This is a genomic window from Bradyrhizobium sp. ma5 (genome assembly GCF_042258955.1).
Lineage (GTDB): Bacteria > Pseudomonadota > Alphaproteobacteria > Rhizobiales > Xanthobacteraceae > Bradyrhizobium.
This window is the reverse complement of the sequence record NZ_CP170156.1, coordinates 2,340,168-2,355,337: the sequence shown is the minus strand read 5'-3', so window position 1 is coordinate 2,355,337 and position 15,170 is coordinate 2,340,168. Positions and strand designations below refer to the sequence as shown.

Annotated in this window: 12 protein-coding genes; 5 read left to right on the top strand and 7 right to left on the bottom strand. The window is 59.3% G+C overall.

The window, feature by feature from the left end; translation table 11 throughout:
• Positions 1–16 precede the first annotated feature (16 nt).
• Both ACE103_RS10895 and ACE103_RS10890 read right to left on the bottom strand, forming a co-directional pair.
• Entirely contained in the window at positions 17–694 is a 678-nt protein-coding gene (locus ACE103_RS10895) for a MarR family winged helix-turn-helix transcriptional regulator (RefSeq protein ID WP_375779398.1), read from the bottom strand.
• 16 nt (positions 695–710) lie between these two features.
• Positions 711–1,553: an enoyl-CoA hydratase/isomerase family protein gene (locus ACE103_RS10890; RefSeq protein ID WP_375779397.1), complete on the bottom strand. Its 843-nt coding sequence runs from the start codon at positions 1,551–1,553 to the stop codon at positions 711–713.
• 530 nt (positions 1,554–2,083) lie between these two features.
• Here ACE103_RS10890 and ACE103_RS10885 point away from each other — a divergent pair.
• From ACE103_RS10885 to ACE103_RS10865, 5 genes are all read left to right on the top strand, one after another.
• Positions 2,084–3,646, top strand: a complete 1,563-nt coding sequence (locus ACE103_RS10885) for a UbiD family decarboxylase (protein WP_375779396.1) — start codon at positions 2,084–2,086, stop codon at positions 3,644–3,646.
• Positions 3,647–3,766: 120 nt separating this feature from the next.
• Positions 3,767–5,314, top strand: coding sequence for a long-chain-fatty-acid--CoA ligase (locus ACE103_RS10880; protein ID WP_375779395.1), 1,548 nt, complete (start codon positions 3,767–3,769; stop codon positions 5,312–5,314).
• Positions 5,315–5,411: 97 nt separating this feature from the next.
• The gene (locus tag ACE103_RS10875) at positions 5,412–5,918 is read left to right on the top strand and encodes a TIGR02444 family protein (protein WP_375779394.1); all 507 of its coding nucleotides are present in this window, start codon (positions 5,412–5,414) and stop codon (positions 5,916–5,918) included.
• Positions 5,915–6,550, top strand: a complete 636-nt coding sequence (locus ACE103_RS10870) for a UbiX family flavin prenyltransferase (RefSeq protein WP_375779393.1) — start codon at positions 5,915–5,917, stop codon at positions 6,548–6,550. Before ACE103_RS10875 ends, ACE103_RS10870 begins: the two co-directional genes overlap by 4 nt.
• A gap of 397 nt (positions 6,551–6,947) precedes the next feature.
• Positions 6,948–8,051 carry a transporter gene (locus ACE103_RS10865; protein ID WP_375779392.1) on the top strand — a complete coding sequence of 368 codons (1,104 nt, stop codon included), beginning with the start codon at positions 6,948–6,950 and terminating at the stop codon, positions 8,049–8,051.
• 792 nt (positions 8,052–8,843) lie between these two features.
• On the opposite strand, the gene ACE103_RS10860 is transcribed toward ACE103_RS10865, so the two are convergent.
• The 5 genes from ACE103_RS10860 to ACE103_RS10840 all read right to left on the bottom strand — a co-directional run bounded on the left by ACE103_RS10860 (position 8,844) and on the right by ACE103_RS10840 (position 15,142).
• Complete coding sequence (locus tag ACE103_RS10860) at positions 8,844–10,049, bottom strand: MFS transporter (protein ID WP_375779391.1); 1,206 nt, start codon at positions 10,047–10,049, stop codon at positions 8,844–8,846.
• 221 nt (positions 10,050–10,270) lie between these two features.
• A complete protein-coding gene (locus ACE103_RS10855; protein WP_375779390.1) occupies positions 10,271–11,404 on the bottom strand; it encodes an FAD-dependent oxidoreductase in 1,134 nt (377 codons plus the stop codon).
• A gap of 220 nt (positions 11,405–11,624) precedes the next feature.
• Positions 11,625–13,079 carry an NAD-dependent succinate-semialdehyde dehydrogenase gene (locus ACE103_RS10850; protein WP_375779389.1) on the bottom strand — a complete coding sequence of 485 codons (1,455 nt, stop codon included), beginning with the start codon at positions 13,077–13,079 and terminating at the stop codon, positions 11,625–11,627.
• A 13-nt stretch (positions 13,080–13,092) separates the two neighbouring features.
• On the bottom strand, positions 13,093–14,061 hold the full coding sequence (locus ACE103_RS10845) for a dihydrodipicolinate synthase family protein (protein WP_375779388.1): 969 nt from the start codon (positions 14,059–14,061) through the stop codon (positions 13,093–13,095).
• Positions 14,062–14,164: 103 nt separating this feature from the next.
• Positions 14,165–15,142 carry an ornithine cyclodeaminase family protein gene (locus ACE103_RS10840; RefSeq protein WP_375779387.1) on the bottom strand — a complete coding sequence of 326 codons (978 nt, stop codon included), beginning with the start codon at positions 15,140–15,142 and terminating at the stop codon, positions 14,165–14,167.
• Positions 15,143–15,170: the final 28 nt, after the last annotated feature.

Below are 15,170 nucleotides of genomic sequence, written 5' to 3'. Positions count from 1 at the left end.
CGGTTCTGGCGATCGGCTATCGGCGTTTTAGTTGAAGGTTCAGAGGAAAAAGCGTGCTCAGACCCGACATCTCATGGGGAATCTCGGGACGCGGCCTTGCTGCCGCTGGAAGCTCCGCGAAAAGCTCGCTGACGTCTGCGGCTTCGCCGTAAAGGCGCCTTAACTCCTCCATTGAAGTCGTAACCGCATCCAACCGACCCAGGAGGCCCAAGAACATTTGAAGCTCTTCGCGAGTGATTGCCGCCTGAATGAGGAGCGCCTGTTCTTGCATCTTGGCAGCGAGCTCCCGGTACAGCGCGTGGCCGCTCGCGGTGAGCGAGATCTCCAGGACGCGCTGATCTTGTCTGGATTTCTGGCGACTCACCAAATCGAGCCGCTCGAGGCTGGCCACAGCACGGCTGACGCCGACTTCGTCGATGAGACTCACGCGGCTGATCTCGCTGGCAAGCAAGGGTTGATGGTTGGCGACGATGCACACGACCATCCACTGCGGCGTTGTCAGCGGCGTGCTTGCCCTCTTGTAGATCAGCGAAGCCTCCCGCAGAAGTCTCTGCGAGAGGATACCCAGCCGAAAAGGCAGATAGGTCGAGAGATCCAACGTCGCGACCTCTGCTCTCGCGCGCGGCGACACGGAATGGCCCGAACGTGAGGTGGGCTGGCTGCGGCTTTCGTCGGACTTTTTCTTCTTGGCCATCTTCGGGCGCCAAACGCTAGTTTCCGTTGAACTTCGGACGGCGCTTCTCCTTGAACGCGCTCATTCCTTCCTTGTTGTCTTGCGTTCGGATGAGGACCGATTGTCCGAGTCGCTCCAGTAGTCGCCCCGTCTCCGTGTCGACGTTCTGGCACGTGTTTATGATGTGCTTTGCCATCCCAACCGCCTGAGGTGCCAAGGAGACCAAACTCCGAGCAAATGCGTAGGCCGCGTCCAACAACTGACCTGCCGGCACGACCTGGTTGACAAGCCCTATCCGCTCGGCCTTGACGCCGTCGACCGGCTGCACGGCCATGATCATCTCCTTCAATCGACCGATGCCGATCATTTGGATCATACGCGAACACGCGCCGGATGCGGGGATGACTCCCAACTGGTTTTCAGGCAGAAGAAATTCGGCCTTTTCGGACGCTATCCGGAAATCGCAGGCGATCGCGAGTTCGACTCCGCCGCCGGCGCAAATACCGTTGATCACGGCGATCACGGGCTTCTCAAGCGCCTCGATATCATCAAAGGCCTCGTGGTTTGCCCGGACGTAAGCCCTGTACCCGGCGGTGGACAGATTGTTCTCGTAGTCAAGCCCCATGATGTCGCGACCGGCGCAAAACGCCCGGCCGTCGCCAACGATCATCAGCACCTTGATCTTATCATTGAAGTTAGCCTGCCAAACAACCTGTCGGATCTCGCGCAGCATCAACTCGTCGAACGCATTGAGTTTGTCGGACCTCCGCAGGGTCAAGAGGCCGACCCCATCGGAATCCGCGGCGAAACTGATGCGCTTGAAATTCGGCAATTGCTCCAGAAAGCCTGCGGGAAGGCCTTCGCTCGTCATTTTGGTCATCTGCTTGTCCTCGGATGTTGGTCTCACGGTAAGGGCACGCCGCCTGAAAGGCGCCCAAAAGATCAGTCGCGCCGCCGAGCCCGCTCCTGGCCGCTGGGTTGCGCGCACCAAGGAACAGGCCGGCAACCAAGAAAGGGGCATCGCCACTTAACCCCTTGCGCAGCCGTTCAGCTTCTCTCCCTTCCACGAATATCCTTACATATGAAACTATCATGTTGCAAGGCTTCATCGTCTTCCTTCTGCCCGACTTCTTCCAAATGCAAACTTTCTCGCCCGCTTGCTCGTCACAAATCATCCATTTTTTGCTTCTCCTGGAGCCGGCAGCCCTTCGCCAACACCAGGGCCCGTCCATGCCCCACCCCGCAATTCCATGGCAAAAACTAATTTCATATGTAATGATGTTCTTGCAAATTCAATGCATATGAGCCTAGATTGCCTGCGCGGGGGTCGAAGAACTCGCTCGGACTAAAAAGTGCCGCGGCACGAATACGTGGGTCGTGGAGCTGCGAACAGAAAAGCAGGAGGGAGCCATGGCGGGACAGACAAACTCGGACGGCGTAAAAACAACTCGGCCAAGCGACCGCTTCCGCTTGCGCAGCTTTATTGAACAGCTGTCCGAAATCGGCGAAGTGGAGATCATCGAGAAGAATGTGGAGCTGATCGATATCGCTCCCCGTCTCGACGGAAACCCGAAGGCGGTTCTCTTCAGGTCCGTGGGCCCGGAAGGCGCCGAATTGGTTGGCAACGTCATGGGCAGTCGTCGACGCTTGGCTGCGGCGTTCGGCGTCGGCGAGCAGGAGTTGCTCGCCACGGTGATGAAGAGACTTGAGACGCCGATCGCCCCTATTGAAGTTCCTCAGACGGACGCGCCGGTGCAGGATTTGGTGCTGACCGGCGACGACGCTGATTTGACGCGTCTTCCGATACATCTCCAACATGCACTCGATGGTGGTCCTTACATTTCGGCGGGCATCGACATATCGCTGGACGTCACCGGCAGCCGACGGAACATCGGCTATCGCCGCTTGATGATGCGCGGCCGCAAGGAGGCGGGCATCGACCTGATCGCACCGAGCGACATGCGGGTCGGATACGCCAGCTTTGTAGAGAAGAAACAACCCATGCCGGTGGCGTTCGTTATTGGCTCACATCCGGCCGACGGAATCGCGTCCGTCGCCATGACGCCCGCACAGGATGAGATCGCACTCATGGGAGCGCTGCGAAGCGCTCCCGTGCCGTTGGTGAAATGCCGCACGAACGACCTGATGGTCCCGGCGGACGCGGAGATCGTCCTGGAAGGCTTTCTCGACGAGCATGGCTGGCGCGAGGCCGAAGGGCCATACGGAGAGTATCTCGGCTACTACGGGCACGTGAAGATGAATCCGGTTTTCCACCTGACCGCCATCACGATGCGTCGCGATGCCCTCTTCCAGACCGCCACGATAAGCGGACGTGCGCTCGGGCAGACCGATACGGCTCAGCTCGTTTCTCTGCGTACAGAGCTGACGATGTGGGGAGCCCTTCAAGGCGCGATCCGCGAGCCTTTGGCCGTATATTGCCCGGGGTCAACCGGCGGCATGCACAATGTTCGCGTTTCGATGAGACAGCGCTATCCCGGAGAAGTGAGGAACGCTATTGCCTCGATCTTCGCATCAAAGGCTGACGTTAAGCACGTTTTCATCGTCGATGAGGACGTGAACATCTTCTCGGATGAGCAGATGGACTGGGCGCTCGCGACCCGTTTTCAAGCCGATCGCGACCTTGTCATCGCATCTGGCTTTCGGACCATTCCCCTCGACCCATCCCTGCTGGGATCGAACATGGGTGCGAAGGCCGGTTTCGATCTTACATTCCCGATGGGATGGCAGAAGAACCCCGCATTCTCGGTGCCAGAAGCGCCCACTCTGGCCAACGTATCGAAGACCAGTGTCGTCGCGGCGCTTCAATCCGGCCCGAAACATTTCCGAGAACTGATGGAAGCCACTGGAAGCCGCGACGGTAGAGACACTGCCGTCGAGCTCGATGAGATCCGTAGCTCCGGTCGACTCTCGCGAACTCCCGAAGGACTCTACCAACTGAGAGAGGGGGCCTGAGGAGCTCTCCAACCCAGGGCGAATTGTTAGCCTCGGCTCGCCCGAGCTGCCCCAGGGACGTAATGCCATTCAGACAGCGGAAGCCCGCCTGAAGGCATAGAAATTACAGGAGGAATTTCGATGTTGCCGATCGGAGCGGTTTTATCGAGGGCGCGCCGCCTGTACGGAGGCCAGGAAGCAGTTGCTGATGAGGACGGGTGGATCACATACGAGCGACTTGGCTCTCGCGTAGATGCACTCTCATCCGCGTTCGCGCAATCGGGCCTCGGACGCGGCGATCGGGTCGCAATCCTCGACGTCAATTCCCGGCAGTATCTTGAGGTCTATTATGCCACGGCCCAGAGCGGTATCACTCTGGTTCCGCTGAATTCCCGTCTATCGCCGCCAGAAATCGAATTCATTCTGCGCGACTGCGAAGCTAGGGCCCTGGTCGTCTCCCACCCCTTCGTCGATCTCGCGACGTCAATCCGCGACCGCCTGCCGACGCTCGAACTCTTGTTCTGCTACGGAGCCCGCTCTCTACCGTCACGCGTTCTCGATTACGAAACAATCCTTGCCGCCGCCCCTCAACTCAACCCCTACCCGCCGATCGATCCATCGGACCTTGCTCAAATCTACTATACGAGCGGCACTACGGGACATCCTAAAGGCGTCTGCCTGACCTATGACAACATGGCCTACAGTATGGTGGATGCAATAGTCGGGCTCGGCCTCACGCATCGAGACAATTGGCTGCATACTGCACCATTATTTCACCTGGTCGATGCCTGGTCTGTCTGGGCTGTTCCTCTGATGGGGGCTCGCCAGTCGGTGGTCCATTTCGATCCCGACACGGTGCTCCGCTTCATTGAGCAGACCAAAGCGACAGCCTCGGGTCTACCCCCCACCTTGATCGGGATGATTGCCAATCATGGTCGGCTCGCGGATTTCGATATTTCAAGCATGCGCCTCGCGATCTACGGAGGCTCGCCGATGCCCGAAGCCGTGTTGAGACAGGCGCTGGATAAACTGCCGTTCGACCTCGTGCATGGCTACGGCATCACCGAAACGTCCGGCATCACTACGGTCCTTCGTCCGAGCTCGAGAGCGGAAGCTCTGCTGCGCGCGCGTTCGGCCGGGCAGCGAGTCCCGAGCATCAGGCTGGAGATTCGCGACGACAACGGGCGCGCGCTCGGCGTCGGCGATGTTGGAGAGATCGTCGTGAGGGGCCCGCGCGTGATGAAGGGCTACTGGTCGAACGAAGCAGAGACTCAGAGAGTGTTAGTGGATGGCACCTACTACACGGGAGACCTCGGATACCTCGATTCCGATGACAATCTGACCATTGTCGACAGGAAAAAGGATATGATCATTTCGGGCGGAGAAAACGTGTACTCGGCCGAAGTCGAAAGTCTACTTTCGTCCCACCCACAAGTGGCCGAAGTCGCCGTTATCGGCATACCAAGCGAAAAGTGGGGCGAGCAGGTTCACGCCATCATCCACGCTCGCAGAGGTACAGAATTGGACGCCCGGCAGATAGTGGAATGGTGTCGAGGCAAGCTCGCGGGGTACAAGATTCCGAAGTCGATATCGTTCACCCCGGAGCCGCTTCCGAGGACCGGTCCTGGTAAGATCGCCAAACGACGACTGCGGGAAACCTTCTGGGAGGGAAGATCCAACAAAATCTGAGGCCAACGAAGCCGCCTTGGCCCTTCGCGCCCCGTCGTCTCCTAACTGGCCGGCTCCTCCGGCCGCCGATGTGGCTCCTCTGCCAAGCAAGGTTCGGATGGAAGAAAAGTCACTTCAGCAGTTTGCGTTAGACCTGTACAGCCAGGAAGGTATCGCGCCGCTATGCCTCGCTTGGCAAGATCAACACAGCATCGATGTCACGGTGCTTCTCATGGCTGCATGGGCCGGAACTCGCGGTTATCGATTGTCCCCGGCAGACATAGCTGCTTCGTCGGATGCGGTGGCGCGCTGGCGATCGGAGATCATCGCGCCATTGCGTGCGGTCCGCAGACGCCTGAAGGAGCCATTCGGGCAAGTGAAGCCGGAGGAACGGACGCAATTGCGTGAAAAAGTGAGCGCCGCGGAACTCGATAGCGAATTTATCGCGCTCCGTATCTTGGGAGATTTTGGCACCGCGGAGAGTACCGAGATTGCCCCCGAAACCGCAGTTCCTGAAAACGTATCCGCCGTCTTCGCGCACTTCAGCGACGACGCTCCGCAGTCCGCCGGAGACGTCGAACTCATCGCTCGCACCGCCTTGCGTGTCGGAAACAATCCGTTATGAAAAATCGACTCATAGTCGCGATCACGGGAGCATCCGGATCCATATTCGGAATCAGGGCATTGGAGTTCCTCCGGGACCTGCCGGACTTCGAAACTCATCTTATCATGAGCCCTTCTGCCGCTCGCACCATCTCTGACGAGACCGATTTCTCGGTTGAGCAGATCAAGACTCTCGCTGACGTCTGCCACAATTACAAGGACATCGGAGCTTCCATTTCGTCTGGATCATTTCGCACGCTTGGCATGCTCATCGCTCCTTGCTCCGTCAAGACCCTGAGCGGGATCGCACATTCATACGATGACGGCCTCATCGTGCGGGCGGCGGACGTGTGCCTGAAGGAGCGTCGCCGGGTCGTACTACTGTTTCGCGAGACTCCCCTCCACGCCGGCCACGTCTCGCTCATCGAACAGGCCAACCGAAACGGAGCCATCGTTATGCCTCCCGTTCCCGCATTCTATCATCGCCCCAAGACTCTGGACGACGTCATTAACCAAACAGTGGGACGCGCGCTCGACCTATTCGACGTACACTTGCCGGTCGTCCATCGTTGGAAGGAGGAACGGTCGCCACAAACTCCTACCGCAGAGTCGCATCTATTGAGCACGTCGAGATCTGAAGCGAGTAAAGAATAGGCCTGCAATTCGAGATCGCCGCGCCACCTTCGGGCTTGTCGAGCCAGAATAGAACCGGCTCGAGAATACTGCGGGCAAGCGAATTGCGAAGGTACGTTCCGCTCCTGCCTATCGCGCCATGAACCGTCGACTTTCAACGATGGCTCCCCGGTTTGCTGTACGGTCCGCCGCCCACGACAAGGGCAGCGAAGAGCTGTGTGACCGGTCGGCAATTCCGGCAGCGACGCGAGGAGAGCGGCCGCTATCCACGCGTGCGCGATCTGGCCTGCTTACTGGACTGCAGCTGCGTCGAACGAAGACACTCTTCTCGTCACATCGACATGGGACAGAAGCGTCGGCCGCCTCCTGATACAGTTCTCTATTGCCGACCGATCAAACGATTGAATAAGGGGGAAACATGACGCGACCGAAGGCGCTACGTCCTACTTTTGCATTGAAGCGCTATGGCTTTGCGACGTCATCGCAGATCACAGTCGCTCTGCGTGAGAGGAGATTTCGTCAACAACTTGGTTGGAATGCCGCCGGGGCGCTGTTTGCTGCCGGATCACTCCTAGCCTCTTGTTTGCCTGGTCAAGCTTACGAAGCAGGATACGCCGGTGCAGCGACTATGCCTGGAATCACTATCGGCAACGCGTCGGCCGGAATACCGGGTCCGGGTCTGTACGGTTTCAGTCAAACCTTTACCTATCAGGCGAATGTTGTCGGTCCAGGAGCTCCGGTTATCAACGGAAACCAAACGACCGCCCGCATAACGTCGACCGCTCTCGGCATGTTGTGGGTTCCTGGCTGGGAATTTCTCGGTGCGAAGTACGACGCGGTGATCGTTCAGCCGGTAGTCGAGTCAGATTTCGGTGCGCCGATAAACGTTTCGAAGGCGGGCCTCAAGAATACGTACATCGTGCCGGGGGAGCTTAGCTGGAAGCTGGGCGACAGCGGATTCTTCGTTAAGACGGGTCTCGGCATGCATGTGCCGACCGGTGACACCCCCGGCCCCGCCGGTTTGAGCAGCGTGGGCAATCCCTGGTGGATATACCAACCCGAACTGCTTGTTTCGTATTTGAAAGATGGCTGGAACATCACCGCCGCCTTCTCGGACGAAATAAATACGAAGAATGAAATTACGCAATATCAGACAGGACAAATCCTGCACGCCGAATTTGCCGCCACCAAGCAGCTCGAAAAGTGGACGGTCGGCCCGGTTGGATACTATGTCGGTCAGATTACCGCTGACAAGTCGAGCGCCTTCTACGGCGGAACCATCAACACCAACCGATATAACGCTTGGGCCGCAGGCGGGCTCGTGGGCTACGACTTCGGCGGGGCCGTCCTGAAGGTGTGGGCCTTCCAGGAGTTCAACGTTGATGCGTCAGGCGGTACCCCGCGGGGAGGACGCGACTCAGCGACCTTCACTCAAGGATGGAAAGTATTCTGCAATCTCAGTTTCCGGCTGTGGGCACCGGATCCTCCGGCTACAGACCGGCGGCCAGCATTCTTCAAATAGGCTGCATCGCCTGCGAAGGCTGGGCCTTGTTGCGCGTAGCGTCGTCTGCGCCTCCGTCCAGTACCGACTGAGATTGTTGAAGTGATATCATCTCTGCGAACGAGAACGCCACGACGAAAAACGGAGGGCTTCCAAAGAAGCCCTCCGAGTAGGTCCAGCTCTCAAGAGAGGGCCCGGGAGGTTCTAGCAAAGAATGGGGGCATCCACTCGATCGACACTAGACCGTATCGGGCTCGGGTATCGATCACATGATCATGTGACTGTCCACAGTAAGCGACGACAGAGGTGAGTGCTGGCGCCCCAATACAGACAATTGCTACGGCAGCTAGGCCCCACGCGTTAAATCGCGCGGTTGGGCTCTGCGGCCGCGTCAATCTGACGGCTTCTTCATTGATGGTCCGGCAGAAGTCTCACCCCCGGACCTGGGCTGTCTAGAAACTCGATTCCGCCCGCTTCGAATGCTCGACGTATCTTCGTGAGAGTCTCGACATGTGCGCCCAACGGCGCATCCTTGAAGCCTTCGAGCCGGCGTATTGTCGAAATGGCCACTCCTGATCGCGCCGCGAGATCATGCTGCTCCCAATTCTGATTTGACGCGCGATCATCAACATCGGCTACGTCACCCTCGAAAACGAGCGCTTAGTGACGCTCATGCCATGCTATGCTTCGCAGACGTCCTGCTCCACGGTGACGAGGCGCACGAAATACGCGGACAGCAGCGGGCATGATCGGCTTCCACCGATCGCGAATGGGAGTGATCGATCAATGCCCGCGAGTTCATTCACCAACGCCCTACTTTGCTTCTGCCAGTTCTAGCCTGATGTCCCCACCGAACGGTGTCAGGCTGCAGACAAGAACGATGAGCGCGGCCGCGCCGGCGACCCATCCCAGTATGCCGACGGCAGCGTCGAGCCCACCTGCTCCCGTTGCAAGGATGCCAGCCATGATCGGGCTGAAGAACTGCCCGATATAGAACGCGCCTGCGAACCCGCCGGAACCCAACCCGCGCTGTTCGAAAGGAAGCCTGGACATGATCCAGGTCAGATGGAGCGGGATAATGAGGCCTCCGCCGACGCACGCGATGAACGCGCCAACAACTGTGACTTGCGGAGTCGCAGCCGCCGAAACGATCCCAAATCCGCCTGCGAGCAACACCCAGCCACAGGTCAGCATACGCATCACGGGTTGGCGCGCTAAAGCCTGGAAAAGGAAGGACCCGAGCGGAACGCCGAGGTTGGCGATTGCGCTCGCGAGACCGATACTTTCGGGAGTCGTAAGTCCACGAGAATTGAGCATGAAGCTGAGCTGGACCGGCACTACATAGAAGGCGATGGACGCGACCATGGTCATAAACCAAAGTGGCGCGATCTGCCTCCAAGGAAATGACTTCGAGCCCTGGGCCGCTTCGGTGAACTGATCGATCGGGTTAGCCGGCTCCCAGAGGAAAAAAATGAAAAGCGGCAGCAGCACAATCATGAAGCCATAGACAAGAAACGGCGTATGCCAGCCCCATGCCAACCCGCCCAAGGCGCCCCCCAAGCCGAACGCGACCACCGCGATCACCGATGCGGAGCCAAACTGGAGCGCCAGCCACCGCTCACGCGCCCGGCCGGAGAAGTAGTCCACCGTCAAGACAGTTGCGACCGCGGTCAATATTGCCTCTGAGGCACCGACGATCATACGGCTTGCGATGATCTGATAGATGTCGTCAAGCCATACAGGGGCAGACCCGGCGATCGCGTAGACGATGATAGCTGCCACCAGGGAGTTCTTGCGCCCGCATCGCCTCACCAGAACTCCAACGAAGGGGGAAAGGAGCGCGATTATCACCGCAGGCCCGGCAAGCACGGTCGTAACCAACACTTGCGCATTCGGGTGATGCGCGAAATCCTTCATCATGAACGGCAGAACTGGTGACAGTAGAACCACTCCAAATACGGTCATCCAGGGAGCAGAGGTCAAAATCCACCCCTGCAACGACCCCGCTCGTCTCATCATGCATTCCTCCTCTAATCATTTGTTGCTTGAGCAGGCTGGGGCGATCAGCTTTTGCCTTGGGCGACTGGCAGATGCATCCCGTCGTCCGGTCAAATTTCAGTATCGCCTCCAAGACGCACTTCGTGCGCTGATGCGAGTTCCACGGGGACTCCGCGACCAATCAAAGTGAGTTCTTTTCCGCAGCTTCTGTCGATTGCTTTCCCGCGTCGCCCGTCTTGGCCTCAAACAGGCGAAGCCAGAAACGCGTAGCCTTCGCGAAGAAGTCCCATCGCGTATTCCCGGCCATGCACCGGTTTGCGCTCTTCTTGGCAAATGGCGTAACCGGTATCGTAGACGCGCTTGACCCTTTGCTCGCGCCGGTGGCTATAGTCCGCGAGCGCCGTCTCCAAATCGTCATTCCGATCCAGTTCCTGGGAGAGAACCAGCGCGTCCTCAATCGCCATGCCGCCGCCGGATGTCATCTGCGGCGTCAGCGAATGAGCCGCATCGCCGAGCAGCACGACGCGGCCGCGGTGCCAGGGCGCAGGCATCATCAAGACATCAAACGGGCGGTAGCTGATGTGCTTGTCCTCGCCGATCATCTTGGCAGCCTCGACCAGTTCGGGCGCCGTAAACGGGGCGAGCAGGTTACGGAGATAGTCGCACACCTGATTTTGCCGGATGCGAAGCTTTTCGTCTGTGCTTTCCAAGGAGAAGAGATAGCACAATTCTTTCGATAGCGGCAGCGCGCCCACCATTCTGCCCGTCGGCGCGCGATATATGACGAAGCCATTGATCGCTTCGGTCCGAGGGACCGTGTAACGCCACACCCCTTGCCCAGCATAATGCGTCTTGAACTCTTCGCCGAAGATCTTCTGGCGGGTTTTGGAATAGACGCCATCTGCAGCGATCAGGAGGTCGGCCCGATCCGTCTCGCCGTTCGACAGTTGAACTGTCACCCCCTCGTTGTCCTGATCAATCCGGATGATCGTCGTATTGAAGTCGATCCTCGCGCCGCTCTTCGTCGCAAAATCTTCCAGCACCTGCCCGAGGCGCGGCCGCATGATCCCCATTGCGGCCGGACGATCGGGATCCCAGATCCTCGGTGAGGATTGCTCGCTCACGGTCGCTCCCGCGGCGTCGCGCACGGACACGACGTCCCAGCCGTGGCCGCCCTCAAGACAGGCTTCCACCAATCCCAATTCGGCGAGTGCCCGTAAGGCATTGCCAAGCAGCGTGATGCCGGTGCCAATCCGGTCGCGCTTGTCCCCCATCTCGATGACTCTGGCGGACACGCCTATCCGCTGAAGCGCATGGGCGACCGTCAAGCCGCCAATTCCGCCACCCACGACGATAACCTTCTTCACCGCGGCCATGTTTCTTCCTCCTTTTTTTACTTTCATCTTCAAGTGGCGGCCCGCGCCTTCGCGGACCGCCGACGCGATTCCACGGAAGGGCTGGTGTTCGGCGGGCAGTTGATCCTGCTCTTGGCCCGCACGATTCAGCGGGACACCGATCCACTTACGTCCATTTCAACGGCGTCGCCGAGCTCGACCCGACTCGCCCGCTGAACAGTCATCACCTCCTCATCGCTCGTTACAGCGAGACCGCGACGTACTTGGTTTCAAGATATTCCTTGATGCCTTCGGTCGAGCCTTCGCGACCCAGACCGCTTGCCTTGCTGCCACCGAAGGGCGCCGCAGGATCGGACGCCAGCCCCCTGTTGAGCGCGACCATGCCGCTCTGCATTTGTCCCGACAGGCGCAACCCCCGCTTCAGATCCTCGGTGTAGACGTAGGAAATCAGACCGAACTCGGTATCGTTGGCGAGCTTCACGGCGCGCGCCTCATCGACGAAGGGAACGATAGGTGCGACGGGGCCGAAGATTTCGATTTTCAGGATGTCGGCATCTTCCGGCACGTCGGCAAGTACCGTGGGTGCATAGAAGTGACCCGGCCGATTGAGCCGGTATCCACCGGTAATTACGCGCGCGCCGCGCGCGACCGCATCCCGCACAAGCTCATCGATCTTGACCACGGCTCCAGCGTTCACCATGGGGCCGAGCTGAGTGTCCTCGTCGACCCCATCGCCGATCTTGAGCGCGGCCATTCGTTTGGCCAACCCCTCCGTGAAATCCGAATAGAGATTGCGCGCCACGTAGAACCTGTTCGCGGCGGTGCAGGCTTCTCCCCCGTTGCGCATCTTCGCCACCATGGCGCCATCGAGCGCTGCGTTGAGGTTGGCGTCATGGCACACGAGAAACGGAGCATTGCCACCGAGCTCCATCGATGTGGTGAGCACCTGATCGGCTGCCTCCTTCAACAGAACGCGGCCGACTTCGGTCGAACCGGTGAACGACAGCGTGCGCACGCGCGGGTCGTGCAACATGGCACCGACCGACTTGCCCGATTGCGAGGTCACGATCACATTGATCGCGCCTTTCGGAACGCCCGCCTTGCGCATGATCTCGGCGATTGCCAGCGCCGTCAGCGGAGTTTCCGTTGCCGGCTTGAGGACGCAAGTGCAGCCGGCGGCGAGTGCCGGTGCCATCTTGCGCGTCGCCATGGCTGCCGGGAAATTCCACGGCGTCACCAGCACCGCGATGCCAACAGGTTCGTAGGACACAAGAATGTGGTTCTGCCCGGAAGGCGCGAGGCCCATCTCACCGATGACCCGCGGTGTTTCCTCGCCATACCAGCGGAAGAACTCCGCAGCGTAACGCACCTCGCTCAGAGCGTCGGGATAGGCTTTGCCGTTCTCTAGAGAGATCAGACGGGCCAGCTCCCGCTCATCTTGGACCATCAGTTCGAAGCATTTGCGCAGGATTTCGGCTCTTTGACGAGGCGACGTGCCCGCCCACGCCGCTGCAGCGGCCGCTGCAGCATCCACGGCGGCCAGCGCATCGGCCACACTGGCGTTTGCCACTTCCGCGATCACTGCCTCGTTCGAGGGGTTTCGGACCTCGATCGTGGTTCCGGTTTCACCGTCGCGCCAATCCCCGATCAGGATCTTGTGGCGTCCGGATTGATACTTCCTGGCAATCGTCGTCATCTTGCTTGCTCGGTCAAGCAATGTTGCGGCCGATGAAGAATTCGTGGAACGGATCCTCGCTCGGATTGAGGCCCGAGGCTTTTTGCGCGTTGCGAAGCGCCATCATGTGGTTCTCATGCAGCCGCGGCGTCGGCGCGCGCAAAGGGCCGCCATTGTAGCCTTGGAGCCAGCCCTGGAATTTCCACTGCATGCGGTTCAACATGAACGCGCCAGTCATAGCTTGAGTCATCTGATTCTTGACCTTGCGCGCCGGATGCATCCGCCAGTAGATTTCGGTGGCTTCGTCGAACTTGCCTTCGCGCAACAGCTTCATCACCTGCGGAATCAGCGGGCCCCAGAATTCATGGTCCGAGGTCGCCGAGAGCTGGATCGGGAAGAGTTGGGACAGGGGAATCAGGTCCCACTCCAGCGGCATCGAGATCACGACCTCTTCGCTGAAGAGCCGGTGGCATTCGATGATGCTCATGATCGAGGGATGCCCGCCCTCTGCCTTGATCGCACCGATATTCGGGCAACTATCCAACATGCGGCGAATGAGACTTGACGAGATGTCCGCCGGATGCAGCCGGGAAAATCCCCAGATCGCCATTGGAAACAAGAGAACGCCGAGGTTCGTCGAATCGCAAAACGCTTTCGTGTAGCGGTAAACTTCGTCTTCCGATTGCGGGTAGAAGTTCGCCGGATAGGTGAGGAGCACATAATCTGCCCCCGCCCGTTCAGCGAGTTGGGCTGCCTCGATGTTCTGCTCCAGCGTGTTCCAGCTCGCATGATGCATGACGTAGAAGTCCCTGCCGGCCTCCTCCTTCATGATGCGGACGAACTCGATGTATTCGGGCAGGGTGATATTCACTTCGCCAATGGCAAGCGAACCGACGAAGCCGTGCTTCTTGGCGAGTGCGACATCGTGACGGATCGCCTTTTCGTTGATGCCTTCCAGATCCTTGGTGAAGGAAGGGATGGTGCAGTTCACTGCGCCGACCATCTTCTTCCGCGTCCAGGCGCGCGTTTCGCTCTTCGTATAGATTCCCATTTGCTTCCTCCCTTTGCGTTGCGCGCCCGGAGCGTCGCGTTCTGACGGCGACGCGCTAGATCGTCTTTCTGTAGAATTCGATGGGCAACGGCACGAGCCGGTGGGCCTTGCTCGCAAGCTCATAAGCAAGTTCCGCGCACACGATGTCCTGAATGCCGGCGCCGACACTCTTGAACATCGGCAGGCGCGCACTCCCAACCTTGTCCTCGATCTTTCCGCACAGCAGATCGTTGAGCGATACGCATTTGTGTACGAAGCCGATACCAGCTTCTTTCGCTGCGAGCATGTCACCGGTTTCATGCATGACCTCGTCGAGCACGTCGCATACGATCAGGTCGCAACGCTCGACCACGCTAACATCGATCTCGCGCTGTTCGGGAACGGTTGATCCCACCGAGACTACGGCGCGGCAGTTCTCCAACCAGTCGCCGTAGAGAATTGGCGACTCATCGCGCGACCTCGCTGCCGCCACGACCACGGTCGCAGGCCTCACCGCACCCGCAGCCGTTTCCGTCGCCACACATTTGACTCCGGTAGCCGCCTCGAATGTCTTTGCAAAACGCGCCCTGCTTGCCGGCGTGGGGCTGAAGATACGTAGTTCACGGATTTTGCGGATGGCATGGATCGCGCGAGCATGAGCCGCGGCTTCCTGGCCGCTGCCAATGACGCCGACAACCAACTCCTCCTCAGGCGCAAGCACCTCAAGCGCCGCCGCCGAAGTCGATGCGGTCCGGAAACTGGTTATGAAGGCTCCATCAACGAGTGCACGGAGCTCGCCGGTGTCCTGCTCGAACAGAGGGATCAGATAATTGATCGCCGGTTTTGGCCCCATGCCGAACAGCTTGCCTCCCATGAACCGGGCGCCCGGCGGAATCGCCGTCAAGCTTCTCAACCAGGTCCGACCGTTTCGCGCCACCGTCCGAAGCGGACTGACCATCGGCCCGTGCGGAACCGAATAGGCCCGGGACAGGCTTTCGATGACCTGCTTCCAATCCAGGATTTCCGAAACCGCTGAAGCCGAGACGAAGCTCACCGCCGCATTCGAAGCTGTCACAGGCGCG

Excerpts from the sequence above, each read along its gene's own strand:
- ACE103_RS10895 (WP_375779398.1), bottom strand. The coding sequence starts at position 694 with ATGGCCAAGAAGAAAAAGTCCGACGAAAGCCGCAGCCAGCCCACCTCA.
- ACE103_RS10890 (WP_375779397.1), bottom strand. The coding sequence starts at position 1,553 with ATGACCAAAATGACGAGCGAAGGCCTTCCCGCAGGCTTTCTGGAGCAA.
- ACE103_RS10885 (WP_375779396.1), top strand. The coding sequence starts at position 2,084 with ATGGCGGGACAGACAAACTCGGACGGCGTAAAAACAACTCGGCCAAGC.
- ACE103_RS10880 (WP_375779395.1), top strand. The coding sequence starts at position 3,767 with ATGTTGCCGATCGGAGCGGTTTTATCGAGGGCGCGCCGCCTGTACGGA.
- ACE103_RS10875 (WP_375779394.1), top strand. The coding sequence starts at position 5,412 with ATGGAAGAAAAGTCACTTCAGCAGTTTGCGTTAGACCTGTACAGCCAG.
- ACE103_RS10870 (WP_375779393.1), top strand. The coding sequence starts at position 5,915 with ATGAAAAATCGACTCATAGTCGCGATCACGGGAGCATCCGGATCCATA.
- ACE103_RS10865 (WP_375779392.1), top strand. The coding sequence starts at position 6,948 with ATGACGCGACCGAAGGCGCTACGTCCTACTTTTGCATTGAAGCGCTAT.
- ACE103_RS10860 (WP_375779391.1), bottom strand. The coding sequence starts at position 10,049 with ATGATGAGACGAGCGGGGTCGTTGCAGGGGTGGATTTTGACCTCTGCT.
- ACE103_RS10855 (WP_375779390.1), bottom strand. The coding sequence starts at position 11,404 with ATGGCCGCGGTGAAGAAGGTTATCGTCGTGGGTGGCGGAATTGGCGGC.
- ACE103_RS10850 (WP_375779389.1), bottom strand. The coding sequence starts at position 13,079 with ATGACGACGATTGCCAGGAAGTATCAATCCGGACGCCACAAGATCCTG.
- ACE103_RS10845 (WP_375779388.1), bottom strand. The coding sequence starts at position 14,061 with ATGGTCGGCGCAGTGAACTGCACCATCCCTTCCTTCACCAAGGATCTG.